Source organism: Cobetia sp. 10Alg 146 (assembly GCF_029846385.1).
Taxonomy (GTDB): domain Bacteria; phylum Pseudomonadota; class Gammaproteobacteria; order Pseudomonadales; family Halomonadaceae; genus Cobetia; species Cobetia marina.
Genome location: NZ_JARWKT010000003.1, coordinates 419,039 through 435,803, shown reverse-complemented (window position 1 = coordinate 435,803; position 16,765 = coordinate 419,039). Strand labels below are relative to the sequence as shown.

Annotated in this window: 15 protein-coding genes; all 15 read right to left on the bottom strand. The window is 68.2% G+C overall.

The genetic code is table 11. The features are described 5' to 3' along the window. Position 1: 1 nt before the first annotated feature. Positions 2-1,258, bottom strand: coding sequence for a beta-ketoacyl-ACP synthase (locus tag QD172_RS07895; protein ID WP_279855401.1), 1,257 nt, complete (start codon positions 1,256-1,258; stop codon positions 2-4). Continuing rightward, on the bottom strand, positions 1,258-2,052 hold the full coding sequence (gene fabG, locus QD172_RS07890) for a 3-oxoacyl-ACP reductase FabG (RefSeq protein ID WP_141392798.1): 795 nt from the start codon (positions 2,050-2,052) through the stop codon (positions 1,258-1,260). The genes QD172_RS07895 and fabG overlap by 1 nt, the downstream gene beginning before the upstream one ends. Then, positions 2,052-2,684: a hypothetical protein gene (locus QD172_RS07885; RefSeq protein ID WP_279855400.1), complete on the bottom strand. Its 633-nt coding sequence runs from the start codon at positions 2,682-2,684 to the stop codon at positions 2,052-2,054. The genes fabG and QD172_RS07885 overlap by 1 nt, the downstream gene beginning before the upstream one ends. Further along, positions 2,678-3,979: a beta-ketoacyl-ACP synthase gene (locus tag QD172_RS07880; RefSeq protein ID WP_271302139.1), complete on the bottom strand. Its 1,302-nt coding sequence runs from the start codon at positions 3,977-3,979 to the stop codon at positions 2,678-2,680. Before QD172_RS07880 ends, QD172_RS07885 begins: the two co-directional genes overlap by 7 nt. Positions 3,980-4,002: 23 nt before the next feature. Then, positions 4,003-4,545, bottom strand: coding sequence for a DUF3261 domain-containing protein (locus QD172_RS07875; protein WP_279855399.1), 543 nt, complete (start codon positions 4,543-4,545; stop codon positions 4,003-4,005). Between the two features lie 373 nt (positions 4,546-4,918). Beyond that, positions 4,919-6,238 carry a tryptophan 7-halogenase gene (locus QD172_RS07870; protein WP_279855398.1) on the bottom strand — a complete coding sequence of 440 codons (1,320 nt, stop codon included), beginning with the start codon at positions 6,236-6,238 and terminating at the stop codon, positions 4,919-4,921. Between the two features lie 84 nt (positions 6,239-6,322). After that, a complete protein-coding gene (locus QD172_RS07865; RefSeq protein ID WP_279855448.1) occupies positions 6,323-8,731 on the bottom strand; it encodes a hypothetical protein in 2,409 nt (802 codons plus the stop codon). Next, a complete protein-coding gene (locus QD172_RS07860) occupies positions 8,728-9,303 on the bottom strand; it encodes a LolA-related protein (protein WP_084207997.1) in 576 nt (191 codons plus the stop codon). The genes QD172_RS07865 and QD172_RS07860 overlap by 4 nt, the downstream gene beginning before the upstream one ends. Then, the gene (locus tag QD172_RS07855; RefSeq protein WP_279855397.1) at positions 9,303-9,851 is read right to left on the bottom strand and encodes an acyl-CoA thioesterase; all 549 of its coding nucleotides are present in this window, start codon (positions 9,849-9,851) and stop codon (positions 9,303-9,305) included. The genes QD172_RS07860 and QD172_RS07855 overlap by 1 nt, the downstream gene beginning before the upstream one ends. Continuing rightward, the gene (locus tag QD172_RS07850) at positions 9,848-11,455 is read right to left on the bottom strand and encodes an aromatic amino acid ammonia-lyase (RefSeq protein WP_279855396.1); all 1,608 of its coding nucleotides are present in this window, start codon (positions 11,453-11,455) and stop codon (positions 9,848-9,850) included. The genes QD172_RS07855 and QD172_RS07850 overlap by 4 nt, the downstream gene beginning before the upstream one ends. A 135-nt stretch (positions 11,456-11,590) precedes the next feature. Further along, positions 11,591-13,540 (bottom strand): glycosyltransferase family 2 protein, encoded by a 1,950-nt coding sequence (locus tag QD172_RS07845; protein ID WP_279855395.1) that lies wholly within the window; start codon positions 13,538-13,540, stop codon positions 11,591-11,593. Next, positions 13,537-15,528: an AMP-binding protein gene (locus QD172_RS07840; RefSeq protein ID WP_279855394.1), complete on the bottom strand. Its 1,992-nt coding sequence runs from the start codon at positions 15,526-15,528 to the stop codon at positions 13,537-13,539. Before QD172_RS07840 ends, QD172_RS07845 begins: the two co-directional genes overlap by 4 nt. After that, positions 15,528-16,139 (bottom strand): hypothetical protein, encoded by a 612-nt coding sequence (locus QD172_RS07835; protein ID WP_279855393.1) that lies wholly within the window; start codon positions 16,137-16,139, stop codon positions 15,528-15,530. The genes QD172_RS07840 and QD172_RS07835 overlap by 1 nt, the downstream gene beginning before the upstream one ends. Beyond that, positions 16,136-16,408, bottom strand: a complete 273-nt coding sequence (locus QD172_RS07830) for an acyl carrier protein (protein WP_240499665.1) — start codon at positions 16,406-16,408, stop codon at positions 16,136-16,138. The genes QD172_RS07835 and QD172_RS07830 overlap by 4 nt, the downstream gene beginning before the upstream one ends. After that, complete coding sequence (locus QD172_RS07825) at positions 16,398-16,667, bottom strand: phosphopantetheine-binding protein (protein WP_077375262.1); 270 nt, start codon at positions 16,665-16,667, stop codon at positions 16,398-16,400. Before QD172_RS07825 ends, QD172_RS07830 begins: the two co-directional genes overlap by 11 nt. Positions 16,668-16,765: the final 98 nt, after the last annotated feature.

Below are 16,765 nucleotides of genomic sequence, written 5' to 3'. Positions count from 1 at the left end.
GTCAGCCCTGCCAGCGACGCAGAATCAGCGAGGTATTGATGCCGCCGAAGGCGAAGTTGTTGCTCATCACCGTATCCGTCTCGATCTCGCGGCCGCCGTCACGCAGGTAGTCCAACGTCGCGCAGCGCGGGTCGATGTCCTTGAGGTTGGCGGTGCCGTGGAACCAGCCTTCGCGCATCATCTCGATGGCGATCCAGGCTTCCAGCGCACCGCAGGCCCCCAGGGTATGGCCGGTGTAGCTCTTGAAGGCACTGATGGGCGTGCGTTCCCCGAACACGGCATGGGTGGCGTGACTCTCGGCGATGTCGCCGCGCTCGGTGGCGGTGCCATGCGCGCTGACATAGCCGATCTCGCTGGCCGAGAGGCCGGCATCGTCAAGGGCCATGCGCATCGCGGCCTCCATCATGTCGGCGTCCGGCTGGGTGACGTGGCGGCCATCGGAGTTGGTGCCGAAGCCGAGAATCTCGGCGTGGATGGTCGCGCCACGCGCCAGGGCGTGGTCCAGCTCCTCGAGGATCAGCGTGCCGGCGCCTTCGCCGATCACCAGCCCATCACGCTCGGCATCGAAGGGCCGCGGCGAGCGGTCCGGGCGGTCATTGCAGGTGCTGGTGGCGAACAGGGTGTCGAACACCGCGGCATCGGCGGCGGACAGCTCCTCGCAGCCCCCGGCGACCATCGCTATCTGGCGGCCGAAGCGAATCGCCTCATAGGCATAGCCGATGCCCTGGCTGCCGGAGGTGCAGGCGCTGGAGGTGGTGTGAATCCGCCCCTTGATGCCGAGAAAGACCCCGATGTTCACCGGGGCGGTATGCGCCATCATGCGGATGTAGGAGTTGGCGTTGAGGCCATCGGTGGAGTGGTTGATCAGCATGTTGCCGAAGTCCGCCACCGCGTCCGGCTCACCGGCGGACGCGCCGTAGGCGATGCCCATCTGGCCGCTCTCCTTGAGCGGACTGTCACTCAGTCCCGCGGCTTCAAGCGCCAGCTCGCTGGAGCGGGTCGCCAGCTGGGCCACGCGCCCCATGCTGCGCAGCGCGCGGCGGTTGTAGTGCTTGGGCAGCGCGAAATCGCTGACCGGCGCGCCGAGACGCGTGTTGAGACCCTCGTACTTGTCCCAATCCTCGATATAGCGGATGCCGGTGCGGCCCGCGGCCAGATTGGCGCGCAGGGTCGGCCAGTCATTGCCGATGGGCGAGAAACCATGCATGCCGGTGACGACGACGCGATGGCCGCGCAGCGGGGAAGAGGAGGCTGTCATCAGAACATCCCTCCGTTCACCGCGATGGTCTGGCGGGTGATGTAGCCGGCATCCTTCGAGCACAGGAAGGCCACGGTGGCGGCGACTTCCTCGGCCTCGCCCGCGCGGCGCATGGGAATCATCTTCAGCGCCTCGTCCATCTCGACCCCTTCGGTCATCTCGGTGGCGATGACCCCCGGCGCGACGGCATTCACGGTGATGCGGCGCTTGGCCAGTTCCACCGCCAGCGCCTTGACCGCGCCGATCAGCCCCGCCTTGGCGGCGGAATAGTTGACCTGACCGCGATTGCCCATCATGCCGGACACCGAGGACATCACGATGATGCGCCCCGGCTTGCGGCGACGCACCATCGGCATCGCCAGCGGCTTGACCACGTTGTAGAAGCCATCGAGGTTGGTGCGGATCACGCTGTCCCAGTCCTCATCGGTGAGCGCCGGGAAGGCGTTGTCGGCGTGGATGCCGGCATTGCAGATGACGCCGTAGTAGCAGCCGTGGGCCTCGACATCGGCCTCCAGCGCGCTGCGTGCGGCCTCGCGGTCGGCGACATCGAAGCTCAGGATGCGCGATTCACCGCCCAGGGCGCTGATCTCACGCGCGACCTCCTCGGCGGCATCACGGCGCGAGCGGCAATGCAGCACCAGATTGTAGCCTTCGCGGGCCAGACGCAGCGCGATGGCGCGGCCGATGCCACGGCTGGAGCCGGTGACCAGAATCCACTCGCGCGTCTCATTGGCAGCGGCGGCACCCTGGTTGTCAGCAGGGGAAGTTCGAGTAGCGGGAGGTGTGACAGACATCAGACATTACCTTGCGGTGCGGCACCGGCAGCATCCTGCTGACCGGGTGAGTGTTCTGGTGAGCGCCCCTGTGGGCCTGCTTCAGGGCTTCCTTCCTCCGACACGGCAGACGCCACGGCCTGGGCGGGCGGCTCGAAGACGTTCACGCCGGCACGGGCGACCTGCGTGCCGTGCTCGTCGCTGAGGGTGGCCTTGAAGGCGCCCAGGCCGTTGTCGGCGCGATAGTCGAGCTGCACGTCTATCTGCCAGCGTTGCCCGCAGGCGAAGGCGGGCAGTTCGCTCTCATAGCGGCGGCTGCCGAGCAGAAACCCGACACGGGGTGACTGGCCTGTGCGCGCGGCCTGCAGGCCCGACCAGGCGGCGATGGCCTGGGCCATCCACTCGAGCCCGACCCAGGCGGGAATCACGGCCTGGCCAGCGCCGTCCAGCTCCGCGAACAGATCCTCGGGCGAGGGGCGCACGCTCGCGCTGAGCGAGTGCTCGTCACAGGCCAGCACCTCATCCAGCAGGCACATGCCTGCCTCGTGTGGCACATAGGGGCCGATGGCGCAGGGCATGACGGGATAGCCCCCGTCACGGGAAGACGTGCCGTCGGGCAGCGGCGTGGCGGGGGTAGCGGTCGGGGTCAGCATGCAGAGGACTCCGGGTCGGTGGCGTGACGTTCCAGTATCAGCGAGATGTTGTTGCCGCCGAAGGCGAAGGCATTGCTCATCACTCTGAGCGGCGGGGTCTCGGGGCGGTCACGATAGACGATGTTGAGCGCGGGCAATGACGGGTCCAGTGCCTCACGCGGGGTGGCGTGCGGCGGCAGGCGACCATGTTCCAGCGTCAGCCAGCAGAAGGCGGCTTCCAGTGCCCCGCAGGCCCCCAGCGTATGGCCGGTGAGGGCCTTGGTGGAACTGACGGCGGGCGGACGGTTTGCGGCCTCGTCGCCATCGGGACCGAACAGGCGGCTGATGGCGAGGCTTTCCATGGCGTCATTGAGCGGCGTGGCCGTGCCGTGCAGGTTGATGTAGTCGATCTCGCCGGGGGCGCGGCCGGCGCTGGCGAGCGCGCCACGCATCGCGGCCTCGGCACCGCTGCCATCCGGGCAGGGCGCGGAGATGTGATGGGCATCGCTGGATTCGCCGACGCCGGTCAGCTGCACGCCACCGTGCTCCGGCGTGACCACGAACAGCACCGCGGCCTCGCCCAGATTGATGCCGTCGCGCGCGGCGCCCAGCGGCTGGCTTTGCTGGCGGCTGACGGCCTCCAGACTCATGAAGCCCTTCACCGTCATGTGGCACAGGCTGTCGGCCCCACCGGCGATCACCGCATCACACTGCCCGGAGGCCAGCAGACGCCGTGCGCTGGCCAGGGCCTTGGCGCTGGAGGTGCAGGCGGTGGAGAGGGTGTAGACCGGCCCGCGCGCGCCGCTCAACCAGGCCACGCACTCGGCGGGCGCGCCCAGTTCCTGACGGCGGTATTCAAAGCTCTCCGGCCAGCTGTCGGCGCTCGGCGTGCCCTGGGCGACGGCGGCGCGCTGGGCGTCCATCGCGGCTTCCGTCTCACCGATACCGGAGGTACTGGTGCCCAGCACCACGCCGATGCGCTCCGGCGCGATGCCCTGGCGCTTGAGGGCCTCAAGCTCCGGTGTCAGCTGCTCAAGCGCGGTGGCCAGCAGTCGGTTGTTGCGTGAGCGCAGCGGGGCCGGCCAGTCGCTGTCATCCACCAGCCGCGCGGTGACACGGCCCAGTGACAGCGGCGTGCCGGGACTGAAGTCATCACTGACGCGCAGGCCGCGACTGGCGCTGAACAGCGCACTGCTGATCAGCCCGTGGTCGGCGCCCAGCGGACAGACGATACCGGGCCGAGACAGACGGCATGGGCTGCGAGGGGTGAGGCCATGGCGGGTATCAGGTGCCTCGGGTGTGACGGGTTCAGTCATGCGGGGAAGCTTCCGGTGAGTCGTCAGGGGCTGGGGGAAGACAGGGGATCTAGCATCATCTGCATCTCGGTGGCCGGGTCCCGCAGGATCACGCGGCCTTCGGCGTCGCGGGTCAGCTCGGCCATGCGCTCGCCATCGCGCAGGATGAGGCGCTGCGCGGCCTGGTGAGGCGTGTCCCACTCGCCGTGCTGCACCAGTTGCCAGGCGCTGCCGGCAAAGGCGTCATCGATCGCGGCCTGTGGCCAGTGGACCCAGGCGATGCGACGGGCCAGCCAGTCGGCGGTGAAGGGCAGCTTGTCGAGTACCTCGGGGCGGGCCTTCTCGAAGCGGCTGCCATCGGCGTCATGCACCAGTGTCAGCAGTCGCTGGCCCTGCACGCTGAGCAGCACCAGCCGCATGGCCTCGGGCGATTGGCGCAGCACGCCGATGAGGGGCGGCAGGTCGCGAGCCTCGTCCTCAGCGGCGTCTGCTGCCGCGCGATTCTCGCTGGCCTCACTCTTGTTACGCTCAACGCGCAGAATCAGACGTTGGGTGCTGCTCTCCTGCAGGCTCGTCAGGGCCGGCATCGGGCTCTCGGCGCTGAGCGGACCGGGCACGAGCAGGCTGCAGCCGCTCAACAGCAGGCTGGTCGCCAGCAGCAGCCCGACAGAACACTTTCTGAAAGAGCGCAGTCCGACGGATCGCCGCCCGACTGTACGCAGTCCGACAGAACACTTTCTGAAAGAGCGCAGTCCGACGGATCGCCGCCCGACTGTACGCAGTCCGACGGATCGCCGCCCGACTGAGATGGCATGAGGCGAGAGACGCATGGATATCATGACGATACTTTACCTTTTCTGGCGTCATTCTGCCGCGTGCCGGCCGTTGAGAGAGCGCTTGCGGCGGGCTCGCAGGTTTCCGGTTGCGTCGCCTGCGCTGCCGAGAGCGTGGCCAGTGCGGTCAGGCGACGACGACTGGCGCTGCCGAGAGCGTGGCCAGTGCGGTCAGGCGACGACGACTGGCGCTGACGAAGGGATTGGCCTCGTCCCAGGCGTAGCCGGCGAGGACCGAACTGATCATCTGGCGAATGCGGTCCGGCGAGCGAGGATGATAGATGATGTCGGTCAGGCGGCTGTCGTACCAGGCGGTGACGAACTCGCGGAACACCTCGATGCCACGCCGCAATGGCAGCTCGTATTCGCGGGCCCAGTCCGGGCGCTGCTCATCGCGGGTCGCGGTCAGTTCACGCGCGACCAGCGGTGCGGCACGCAGGGCGGATTCCAGTGCGATGGTCACGCCGGAGGAGAACACCGGGTCCAGAAACTCACCGGCATTGCCGAGCAGCGCATAGCCCGGGCCATGCAGGCGGCTGACATCGGCGCTGTAACCGCCCAGCGACTGCACGGCATTGGCGGGCGTGGCATCGCGCAGCAGCTCCGCCAGGCGCGGTTCTTCCATCACCCACTGCCACAGGCGTGTCTGCGCATCGTCCTCGGCGGCAGGCTCGATCAGCTCACGCGGGCCGACCACGCCCAGCGAGGCGCGGCCATTGGCGAAGGGAATCAGCCAGTACCAGACATCCGGATGCCCCGGGTGCGAGGCGATCAGGATAGTGTCGCGACGATAGCCCTCGGCGGGCGGCGCGAGGTCGGCGATGCCATCGTGGACATGGCCGAACAGCGCCATGCGCGGCTCCAGACGCGGATCACGCTCAAGCGATTCGAGCCGCGCCAGCACGCGCCCATAGCCGCTGGCATCCAGCACGAAGGCGGCCTGAAGCTCGCGGCCATCGGCCAACGTGAGACGCGGCCCCTGAGCCTGAGCATGGCCAGCGGGGTCACTCTGCGTGGGGCGAGCGGGAGTGAAACCCGTGACGGTGACGCCGAATTCGACCTCGGCCCCCGCCGCCCGTGCGCCTTCGATCAGACGCTGGTCAAAGTCGGCGCGCTCCACCTGCCAGGTGGTGCCGGGGCCGTCGCTGAACTTGTCGCGGAAGTCGATCACGCGATGCTCGCCGCGGCGGGTGAAGGCCGCACCGGTCTTGCGCTGATAGCCTCCGGCGGCGGCGGCCTCCATCAGGCCACAGGCCTCCAGATGCTGCATGCAGCGCGGCAGCAGGCTCTCGCCGATGGAGAAGCGCGGGAAGTGGCTGCGCTCCAGCACGCGTACCGCATGGCCGGCGCGCGCCAGCCAGGCCGCCGCCGCCGCCCCGGCAGGTCCGGCGCCGATGATGATGACTTCCTTGCGTGGTGGGTTGTTGCTGCGATCTGCCGATTCCATGGCATCGTCCCCTGTCGTTGTCGTTATGTGTTCATGACGGCATTCGTGTTCCCGCCTCCGTCTGGCCCGCGTGACGAGATCGCCTCAACTGCGGGCGAAGGGCACCAGGCACCAGGTGGCCGTCAGCCCCAGCAGGCAGGCCAGCCCCAGTGCGGCCAATGCCGGTGTCTGACTGAAACTCAACAATCCGAAGGCTAGCAGGCTGGAGGCACATGACAGCGAGATCGCCAGCAGACTGGCCTGCGAGGCGCGGCTGGCGGTGTCTCCGCTCCTGTCTTTTTCTGCGCTGCGCGCAGGATGCTCGGCACAGAAGATGCCGGCACTACTTTTTTCTGCGCTGCGCGCAGGATGCTCGGCACAGAAGATACCCGCATCCAGGCCAATCCCCAGTACCAGCAGCAGGCCCAGCAGGTGGAACAGGTTGAGGCCGACGCCCGCCAGCGTCAGGGCCGCCAGTGTCAGTACCAGTCCGCCCAGCGGCGGCAGCAGGGCGCGCCAGGTGCTGCGGCGATAGCGCAGCGCCAGCAGCAGGCTGATCACCACCACCGCAGCGCTGACCAGCCAGGCCATTTCGCTGCGAATGCTGCCGAGCGTCGTCGAAAGCCTGGCGACCTGATCGACGTACTCGAGGCCGTCATCGCCTGCCGCGAGGCGTGCCAGGGCGGCGCTACCCTCGGCCGTGACGTCACCAAAGCGCACGATGCCGATGGCGGCAGTGCGTGAGTCGAGCCACAGTCGCTGGCCCATCTCGCCGGCGGGCAGCGTGACCCAGTCGGCCGGACGCAACGGATGGGCGCTTTCGATGGCCTGCTCGGCACGTTTCACCAGCGCGGCGGGCAGGCCCGCCTGGCGAAGCACCTGGGGCAGCAGGGTGCGGGTGCGCTCACGCATGGCGCCGAGGTTGGCCTGCTGCTGGGCAAGCGTCGGCAGTTGCTGGGCGAGGCTCGCCCAGTGCCCCAGTTGCTGCTGGGCATTCAGCTGCTGGAAGGTGTCTTCCAGTGCCTGCAGGCGCGTGAGCAGCGCGGCGTCATCCTCGGCCTGCACGATCAGGTAGCGCAGGCCGTCCGGTTCGGCGAGCAGGCGCTGCACCTCGCGTTGCTCATCGATCAGTGACGCAGGCGAGGGGTTGAGCTGAGTGAGACGGTCATCGCTGCGCAGTCCGTAGAGGCTGGCCAGCGCGGCCAGCAGCAGCAGACCCAGCGCCTGCCAGCTGCGCCTGCCGGGAAGTACGCGTGCCAGCCATCCTGCAGCGCGGGCAGCGGGAGAATCCTCGCGGGTGGCATCCGCCGGCAGTGGCAGTTGCGGCAGCCACAGGCGCACGCTCAGCCAGGCGCCGAGCAAGCCGAGTGCCGCGAACATGCCCATCTGGCGCAGGCCGGGCATCGGCGTCAGGGTGATGGCCAGATAGGCGGCGAGGCTGGAGCACAGGCCCAATGTCAGGCCCGGCCACAGCGCGGCGAGTCCGCCGCGACCGTCTGTCGTCGCCAGGCGGCGCATGCATTCCAGATGCAGCACGTAATCGATGGAGATGCCGATCAGGCTGGCGCCGAAGGCCAGCGTCAGCACATGCAGGCTGCCGAAGGCCCACCAGGTCAGCGGCAGCGCGAACAGCACGCCCGTGGCCACCGGCACCAGCAGCAACGGCAGCCGTCGCGGGGTGCGGAACACCGCCCACAGCAACAGCAGCACGCCGATCAGCGAGCCAAGTCCGATGGTCGACATCTCCTGTCTGGCCTGCTGCGCCCCGGCACTGGCATGGAAGACCAGCCCGGAGCGCAGCAGCCTGACGTCGGGGTAGTCGGCCTTCACGCCATTCACGGCCTGTTCCAGCGCCTGCTGGTCACCCATCGCGTAGGCGCTGCCGGTGAGGGTGGCGCTAATCAGACGGTAACCGTTGCCAGGCTGCTCACCGCTTGACGTCGGCGCGCGCAGCAACAGCTGGCCGCCGGACAGCGACAGGTTGGCGGGTGTCAGCCAGTCCTGCCAGGCGCCGGCGAGACCGAAGGGGTCATGGATCAGGTCGCGCTGGCCGCCGGGCTGGAACAGCTGCCTGAGGGCGCGCGCCTGCCACTGCTCGTCACTCAGCTCGGCAAGTCGCGGGGCGATCAGGGCCGGCTGGACCTCGGCCGGCAGGCGCAGGCTGGCGAGGCTCTTGCCGTCATCCAGCGTCGCGAGGGGGGCGAGCGCCTGACGCAGCGCCTGGGCGGCGGCGTCACGCTGTTTGAGTGACGCGGCGCTGGCATCGCGTGCGCCGACCAGCATCACCAGCCGGTTGGCGGTGTCCTCCAGCGATTCGGCGCGCGCCGCCAACGGGCTGCGTTCCTGCGCTGGCAGCATGGCGGTGATGCGGGTGTCGATGGCGCCTCGCCATGGGCTCTGCGGGGCGAGCTTCCCGGCCAGCAGCACCGCGCACAGCAGCAGCACGCCGGCCCACAGCCAGCGCCAGGCGGCGCGATCCAGCCCCGTATCATGCGAGTCGCCGCGCCCTGTCATTCGGGGCACTGATCGCGCGGTGTCAGGGTCAGGGCAAGACGGTCACCGTCGCCGCTGGTGAGGGTCAGGTGGTCAAGCCAGCTGCCACCCTCGATCTCGAGGTGTTCGATGGCCTCGGCCAGACGGGCATCACGCGGTGTCAGGCTGGCCTGCCAGTCATCCGCGCTGCCGGTGAGCTGGAGCGTGAAGTGCTCCTCGAGCGCCTGCCAGTCGCCGTGGAAGAAGTTGACCAACAGCTCCGCCATCGCCTGCTGGTCGGCGGGCAGCGGCTCGCCGTCCGGGCCTTCGCTGGCATTCGGGCGCATCTCGAGACGGTCCTCGATGGGGGAGGTGGTTTCCCACACCAGGCCTTCGGGCGCGTTCGGATCCCCGATCAGATGGAACTGGCCACGACTCTTGAGCTGTGCGCCGACATCCTCGAGCCAGCGGGTCTGCTGGAAATCACCGCAGACAGGAGCGGTGCGCGCCAGCTGTTGCGTCAGGGCGCGGGCGTCGAATTCGGCGGCGCTGGCCCCGAAGGCACTGGCAGTCAGCAGCAGGGCAGTGGCGGCAATGGCAAGGCGTGACGTCATCACGGCGTTCCTCGTGTCGGGGGCGGGGTGGCAGGCGCGTCCTCGTCGCCTGCCTGTGACGGGCTGGTCTGTGACTGGCTGGCCTGCCAGGCGGCCAGCCGCTCGCTGAGCGCAGGCGGCGAGGCCAGCAGCATCTCACCATCCGCGAGTCCGACGGCGACCTGCACGCTATGGCCACGGGTCAGGCGCTTGCCGCTCTCGACATCGCGGATCACGTAATCGAGCTTGAGGCGGTTTTCCCACTCGCGCAGGCGCGCGGTGACGGCGATGCGCTGGCCGAAGCGCGCCGGGCCCGCGTAGCGCAGGCGCAGGTCGATCACCGGCCAGGCATAGCCTGACTCGCGCATCTGCGAGTAGTTGTAGTCGAGCATGTCGAGCAGCTTGCAGCGGGCGATCTCGAGATAGCGCACGTAATGGCCGTGCCAGGCGACTTCCATCATGTCGACGTCGTGGAAGGGCACTTCCATTTCCACCGTGGCGCTGGGCATCGGCGTTTCGGCGGGCTGGTTCATGGCGTTTTTCTCGCTCAGGGCTGTTTTCTCGATCATGCGTTGGCCTCGTCTGCGCTCAGGGCCCAGTGGCGCTCACGGATGCGTGCGCAAAGCAGGCGCAGGTCGGCTTCCAGGCCGCGATCTTCCTCGAGCGGGGCGATGTCCTCGCGCAGCTCGCTGACGAAGGCCGCCAGACTCGGCGGCGTGGCGCTGTGGCCAGCGATGGCGGCGCGTTGCTCACAGCCCTGTGCGGCGGCGTGCAGGGTGGCGGCGGCGACCTGCTCGACCAGCGCCAGCACGCGCAGGGCATCCCGCGCGGCGATGGTGCCCATGCTGACCTTGTCCTGATTGTGGCATTCGGTGGAGCGCGAGAAGACGCTGGCCGGCATGGTCAGCTTGAGGGCTTCCGCCGTCCAGGCCGAGGCACCGATCTGCACCGCCTTGTAGCCATGGTTGAGCGGCGCGCGCTCCGGCGTGGCACCACTGAGATTGCTGGGCAGGCCACGGTTATAGCGGCTGTCGACCAGCAGGGCCAGCTGGCGGTCGAGCAGGTCGGCCAGGTTGGCGACCGCCGTCTTGAGGCTATCCATCACCATCGCCACATGGCCGCCGTAGAAGTGGCCGCCGTGGAGGATCTTGCCGGCCTCGACATCGATCAGCGGGTTGTCGTTGGCGCTGTTGAGCTCGGTCTCCAGGAAGCGGCGCCACCAGTCGAGACTGTCCTCGACCACGCCGATGACGTGGGGCGCGCAGCGCGTCGAGTAGCGGTCCTGCAGGCGCGGTGAGTTGATCGGTGTGGCATCGACCTCCGGTGCCGCCGGGTGGGCCAGATCTTCGCGCAGCCACTGCGCCACGCGGGCCTGACCGGGATGCGGCTTGGCGGCGAACAGGTCGGCATCGAAGTGGTAGGGATTGCCTTCCAGCGCCTGCACGCTGAGCGCGGTGATGCGCGCACTCAGACGGCTGAGGTAGCAGGTGCGACCGAAGGCCAGCGCGGCGAGGGCCGTCATCACGGCGGTGCCGTTCATCAGCGCCAGGCCTTCCTTGGGGCGCAGCACATAGGGTGTCAGGCCGTGCTGGGCGAAGACGTCAGCGGTCGGGCGCAGCGCATGGGGCTGGCCTGCGCCGGGGCGCACCCACACCTCGCGCTCGCCACACAGCACGGCGGCGAGATAGGACAGCGGAGTGAGATCGCCACTGGCGCCCACCGAGCCTTCCTCGGGGATGCGCGGCAGGATGTCGTGGTCGAGCAGCCAGACAAGGCGTTCCAGCAGCGCCAGGCTGACCCCGGAGACACCACGGCACAGCGAGACGAGGCGCACCATCACCACCGCGCGGCTGCTGACTACGTCAAGGTCCGCGCCCATGCCACAGCCGTGGAAGGTGTAGAGGTGGCGTGGCAGGGCCTCGAGGTCTTCCGCGCCTTGCACGGCGCGGGTCACGGAATCGCCGTAGCCGGTGGTGACGCCGTAGACCACGCCTTCCTCCTCCAGCAGGCGTTCCAGCAGGGCGGGGCCTGCCTCGATGCGCGCTCGGAAGGCAAGCGCATCACTCAGACGTACGCCACACCGGCCCTCGGCGACGTCGATCAGCTGCTCGAGGGTGATATCACTGCCGTCGAGCGTCAGCGCCGGGGCAGTGGTTGAGACGGGATATGACATGACGAGGTACCTGAAAGCCGAGAGCCTGAAAGACGGACAACTGAATCTGAACCTGAACCTGAATCTGAGCCTGAGCTTGATCCTGAATCTGAACCTGAAACTGAAACAGAGAAAGACGGGGTGACGCGCCAGCCGTCAGGTCACTCGCTCGGACCCCGAGGCACCTTCGCTAGAGGTCGGGACGTCGGGCGCCTGGTGCCAGAAGTCGAAGAAGTTGAACCATTGCAGCGGGTGGCGTCTGACACGCGCCTCGAGATGACCGGCATGGCGCTGCATGGCCTGCTCAATCCATGCCTCGCGGGTGCTGCGCTTGACGGCGCGGCTGTCATCGAAGGGCGCGAAATCGACCCGGAAGCGGGGATTGGCACCGCCCTGCTCGCGCACGCAGCTCAGGGTGTAGACGTGACAGCGCAGCAGCGCCGCCAGCATGAAGGGGCCCACGGGGAAGGGCGCAGGTTGATCGAGGAAGTCGCAGTGCTGGACACGGGCGCGGGTGACGGCGCTCTGTTCCACGCTCTCCCGCTCGCTTCCCCCCGCGTTTTCCCGTTCTGCCGCCACGCTTTCGGGGGGAATCGGCACGCGGTCCGCGGCGATGACCACGAAGCCACCGCGATTGACGCGGTCACCCAGCGCCATGGCGGTGGCGGGGGTGATCTCGCTGACCTCGATCATCTGCGGCGGCTTGCGACCGGTGGCCTGTTCCAGCAACTGGTTGAACTTCTCGGCGTGACGCGTGTGCACCAGCGCGCACAGGTCGATGTCGTGGCGCTCGCCGATGGCATTGATCACATCCAGATTGCCGTGGTGGGCGACGAGGATGATGCCGCCCTCGCCACGCAGCGCGGCATCGCGCAGGTCTTCCGGGCCGGTGCCGGTCAGCGAGGTGAGCGGAATCTCGCCGCTCCAGGCCGAGACCTTGTCCATGATCGCCTCACCGAACTGCATGAAGTGGGCGAAGCTTCTGGCCCACAGGCGCACGCCGCCAAGTCCGGGCTCCAGGCGTCTGAGGTAATCGAAGGAGGCACGTCGCGCCACGCCGCGCAGCAGGAAATACCACATCAGCACCGGGAACAGCGCGATGCGAAACGGCCAGGCCCCGAGCCGACGGCGGATCGTCACCATCAGCCGCATGCCGCTCAATGAGCCGGTTTCGGACAGGCGGGCCCAGTGATTGGGCGCGACGCTGTCGTCGGCGGTCTGTGCTGCACGGTCTTCGCCATCTGTCAGTGCGTCATCTTGAGCGTGGGCGGTTTGCCGCTTGCCGCCTCGGCGGCTCAGCGTGCGCCAGGCCAGTGTCGGCGAGCGCAGCAGCATGCCGCAGAACAGACGGGTATGCATGGCGCTGATCAACAGGTTGTCGTGGCCGGGGCGGAAGTGGCTGACGCCTCCGGTGGGGTAGCTGACACGCACCGGCAGGTTGGCCACCTCGCCCCCGGCCCAGTACCAGCGCACCAGTACCTCGGTGTCGAAGGACATGCGATCGCCACAGTCATTGCGCGCCAACAGGCGATTGGTGGCGGCCAGCGGGTAGAGGCGCACGCCGCACATGGTGTCGCGGATGGCCAGCGACAGGGTGTTGATCCATACCCAGACATGTGAGGCGTAGCGACCGTAGAAGCGGATGCGCGGCACGCTGGCATCGTATTCGGGATAGCCGATCTGCAGGCAGTCGGGATTGTCCTGCATGCCCTTCAGGAAGGCGGGCAGGTCACTGACATCGTGCTGGCCATCGGCGTCCACCTGCAGGGCATGGGTGAAGCCGAGCTGCTCGGCAGCCTGCAGGCCACTGCGCACCGCCGCTCCCTTGCCGCCATTGTGCGTGCGACGCACCAGGTGATGGCCCTCGGCCGCCAGCTGATCGAGTACCTCGGCGCAGGGGGCACTGCAGCCATCATCCACCAGCACGATGGGCAGGCCGAGCGGTGCCAGGCCCGCACAGACGCCGGCGATGGTGGCGGGGTGATCGTAGACCGGGATCACCACGCAGGCGCGCAGGGCGTTGCTCTGTTCAGGAGCGCTCTGGCGAGAGAGATGCTGCTCAGAATCGTGCTGCGAGTCGCTCACAGGCGCAGGGGATTGGCTCATGACGCCTCCGAGGTGGAATGGGGGGATGGGGTGGCCGCGGGCCCGTCGTCGCGGGCGACGTCCGGAGCATGCGGCTGACCATGACGCAGCCGTCCACTGGCATGCAGGCCTGCGCGGGATTCCAGCCGGAAGTCGAGCCGCAGGCCCTGGGCGTCTTCCAGCAGGTGAGTGCTCAGCGTGAAGCGCATGCCGGGCAGCAGCAGGTTGGAGAACTTGAGGCGTTCCAGGCGCAGGAAGGGCGCATCGTCCATGCCTACGCCGTTCACCCGCAGTGTCCTGCCTTGCTCGCGTGCCCACTTGAGCATCACCACACCCGGCACCAGCGGTTGGGCGGCGAAGTGGCCGTCGAGATAGACCAGACCATCAGGCACCTCGGCTTCCAGGGTGCTCTGCTGTGGCCCGCTTGAGGTGTCCCCCAGCCAGCGTGGCAGGCGCGGATCATCGAGATCGGCGAACAGCCGCGCGATGGAGTCCGCGGTGAACTTGCCCTGGGCATTGAGCGGCAGGCGCGTGACGAAGCGCCAGTAGCGCGGCAGGGCGATGCGCTCGAAGCCCGGCATCAGCGCGCGGCGCAGGCGGGCGATCAGATCGCGGCGGCTGGCGTGATCCTGCGGCAGCGCGCACTCATCCATCACCACCACTGCGCCCAGGCGATGCTCACGCGTGGGCATCGGCAGGCAACGCACTTCAAGCACCTCCGCTTGCTCGCTCAGGCAGCGCTCCACCGCGCTCAACGAGACCCGCTTGCCGGCCAGCTTGACCAGCCGATCACTGCGCCCCAGCAGCTGAAAGCGTGGCGCCGCGTTCCGTGCGTCGTCACCCTCTGCCGCGTCCTCCACCAGCGCCGCCTTGTCGGCCTGTTGCCACCACTGATCAGGCGCTGCCAGAAATGGCGAGCGCACCGCGAAGTCCGGCGAGAAGGTGATCTCCACTGCCGGCAGCGGCGTCCAGTGGGCTGTCTCTTGCTGGCGGCGCCGGGCGATGCCGCCCGTCTCGGTGCTGCCGTAGAGTTCGATCACCGGTGCCTTAAGGCTGGCCTCGGCATGACGGGCAGCCTCTGCCGGCAGCGGAGCGCCCGAAGAAAAGACCCGCAATACCTGACCGAGTTCCGCCAGAGGGACGGCGGATGGCGTCTGTTCATCGGTCTGTGGCAGACGCGCCAGCTGGGCCGGAGAGCTGACCAGCTGGCAGCGATGACCAAGCCCGGAAAGCTGAGCGATGGCGGCGGCCAGCTGCTCCGGGTAGTGGCAGGCTTCGCTCAGGAACGGCACGCCTTCGCTGAGCGGACGCAGCAGCGAGACCAGCAGGCCGTAGATGTGCTGATGGCTGACCTGACTGAGGCTGACGGTGTCCGGCGTGGACGCCAGGGCTGTATCAGGGCCTGTCGCCAGCGGCCATAGCGCGCGATGCACGGCCAGTTCGGCCTCGAGCTGGTCGAAGCGCTTGGCGATGCGCAGTGGCTCGCCGGTGGAGCCGGAGGTGCAAAGCTCCAGTGCGATGCGTGCGGCATCGGGCGTGGTGTCCGGTCGTACAGGGGCAGGTGCAGAAGCCGTCGCGGCAGTACCTGCAGGGTCGGGCTGTCCCGGTGGCCAGCCATCGGCGGTGGTCTCGGGGAGCTGGCCGGCGCTGTCGCCCGCCAGACGTGCCAGGGTCTCGGGGCGGTCATCTCCCGGCAGGATCGCCCGCATGCCGCGTTCCCACAGCGCCAGCAGCTGTACGCAGGCGCCCAGCGTGGTGGGCTGGAACAGCACCCAGCGTGCGCCGGGCTGGCGGGCGTCGTGATCACCGGGCAGGCAGTCCAGCCAGTGATGCCAGGCGTCCACGCGCGCCATCAGTTCGGCACGCGTCAATGCGCGCAGTGGGTGACCGGGGATGGCCAGCCAGCAGGCCGGCGCCTCGGGTGACTGTTCGGCGAGTTGACGCCAGACATGCTGCGTCAACAGCGACGTGACCGGCGTATCCGGGCTGACGGGAGATGAGTCAGGCATCAGGTGTGTGAACTCCGCAGGCGACGGCGAACCAGCCATTCACCGCCGAACAGGAGGCCCATCAGCACATAGCTGATCAGGCCGTTGTAGAGCGTCCAGGTCGCCAGGTCGGCATGCAGGGCCGTCCAGCCGGCGATGCTGGCATTGAAGAGGAAGAAGGCACACCACACCCGGGTGACCTGGCGGGTGTAGCGCACGCCGGCAGGGGGCAGGTCGGGTTCCTTGAGGCGTGCGAGGCGCTCGATCACCGGCATGCCGCGCCACAGGCTGGTGGCGAAGACGCTGAGCATGGCCAGATTGACCAGTACCGGATAGGCCCGCAGCCCGAGTTCGGCCTCGCTCGCCACGCTGATGCCCACCAGCAGGGCGGCCAGACCCAGGCGCAGTGCCGGATGCAGCGGCAGGCGCTGGATCAGCAGGGCGCCGAACAGGATCAAGGCCCACACCCAGGGCGACGAGTGTCCACTGACCGCGCCGCTGTCTGCGGTGAGGCGCGACAGCAGGGCGTAGACCAGCAGTGGCCAGCCAAGAGCGGCCACGATGGCCAGCACGCCGAGCAGCACCCTGCTCAGTGCGGGGCGCGTGCGGCTGTCAGGGGACGACGGCGTCATGCCTGACGCTGTGTCAGCTGTTCGACGGCGGTGACCACATCGTTGAGCGTGCGCACGCTCTTGAAGTCGTTGGCGTCGATGCGTCGGCCGGTGAACTTCTTGAGCTCGACCACCAGGTCCACGGCATCGATGCTGTCGATGTCGAGATCCTCGTAGAGGCGCGCCTCGGGGTGGATGTCAGCGGCCTCGATCTCGAACAGCTCGATCAGGGTGCTGCGGACATGGGCGTAGATCTCCTCGCGGGAGGGGGTCGGTTGATCAGCGCTCACGACGGGCCTCCACCATCTCGCGCAGCGCGTTGAGGCTGGCGAAGTGGGCCCGGGTGTCCTCGGATTCGGCATCCAGGGTGATGCCGTAGCGCTTCTGCAGCGCGAGGCCCAGCTCCAGGGCGTCAATCGAATCCAGTCCCAGGCCGTCCACGAACAGCGGCTCATCGGCGACGATGTCGTCCGGGGTGATGTCTTCAAGCTCCAGCGTATCGATGATCAGCTGCTTGAGTTCCAGTTCCAGCGAGGTGGTATCACTCATGGGAAATCCTCTCTCTAGCGCGTCAGGGTCGTTGATCCATGGATCAGCGATGATGTCGGGGGTCAGTCATTCAATAACGGCAGATATGCCATCTGGAT

What these genes read in the sequence shown, in the direction of transcription:
- QD172_RS07895 (WP_279855401.1), bottom strand. Translation starts at nt 1,258, where the DNA reads ATGACAGCCTCCTCTTCCCCGCTGCGCGGCCATCGCGTCGTCGTCACC.
- fabG (WP_141392798.1), bottom strand. Translation starts at nt 2,052, where the DNA reads ATGTCTGTCACACCTCCCGCTACTCGAACTTCCCCTGCTGACAACCAG.
- QD172_RS07885 (WP_279855400.1), bottom strand. Translation starts at nt 2,684, where the DNA reads ATGCTGACCCCGACCGCTACCCCCGCCACGCCGCTGCCCGACGGCACG.
- QD172_RS07880 (WP_271302139.1), bottom strand. Translation starts at nt 3,979, where the DNA reads ATGACTGAACCCGTCACACCCGAGGCACCTGATACCCGCCATGGCCTC.
- QD172_RS07875 (WP_279855399.1), bottom strand. Translation starts at nt 4,545, where the DNA reads ATGCCGGCCCTGACGAGCCTGCAGGAGAGCAGCACCCAACGTCTGATT.
- QD172_RS07870 (WP_279855398.1), bottom strand. Translation starts at nt 6,238, where the DNA reads ATGGAATCGGCAGATCGCAGCAACAACCCACCACGCAAGGAAGTCATC.
- QD172_RS07865 (WP_279855448.1), bottom strand. Translation starts at nt 8,731, where the DNA reads ATGACAGGGCGCGGCGACTCGCATGATACGGGGCTGGATCGCGCCGCC.
- QD172_RS07860 (WP_084207997.1), bottom strand. Translation starts at nt 9,303, where the DNA reads ATGACGTCACGCCTTGCCATTGCCGCCACTGCCCTGCTGCTGACTGCC.
- QD172_RS07855 (WP_279855397.1), bottom strand. Translation starts at nt 9,851, where the DNA reads ATGATCGAGAAAACAGCCCTGAGCGAGAAAAACGCCATGAACCAGCCC.
- QD172_RS07850 (WP_279855396.1), bottom strand. Translation starts at nt 11,455, where the DNA reads ATGTCATATCCCGTCTCAACCACTGCCCCGGCGCTGACGCTCGACGGC.
- QD172_RS07845 (WP_279855395.1), bottom strand. Translation starts at nt 13,540, where the DNA reads ATGAGCCAATCCCCTGCGCCTGTGAGCGACTCGCAGCACGATTCTGAG.
- QD172_RS07840 (WP_279855394.1), bottom strand. Translation starts at nt 15,528, where the DNA reads ATGCCTGACTCATCTCCCGTCAGCCCGGATACGCCGGTCACGTCGCTG.
- QD172_RS07835 (WP_279855393.1), bottom strand. Translation starts at nt 16,139, where the DNA reads ATGACGCCGTCGTCCCCTGACAGCCGCACGCGCCCCGCACTGAGCAGG.
- QD172_RS07825 (WP_077375262.1), bottom strand. Translation starts at nt 16,667, where the DNA reads ATGAGTGATACCACCTCGCTGGAACTGGAACTCAAGCAGCTGATCATC.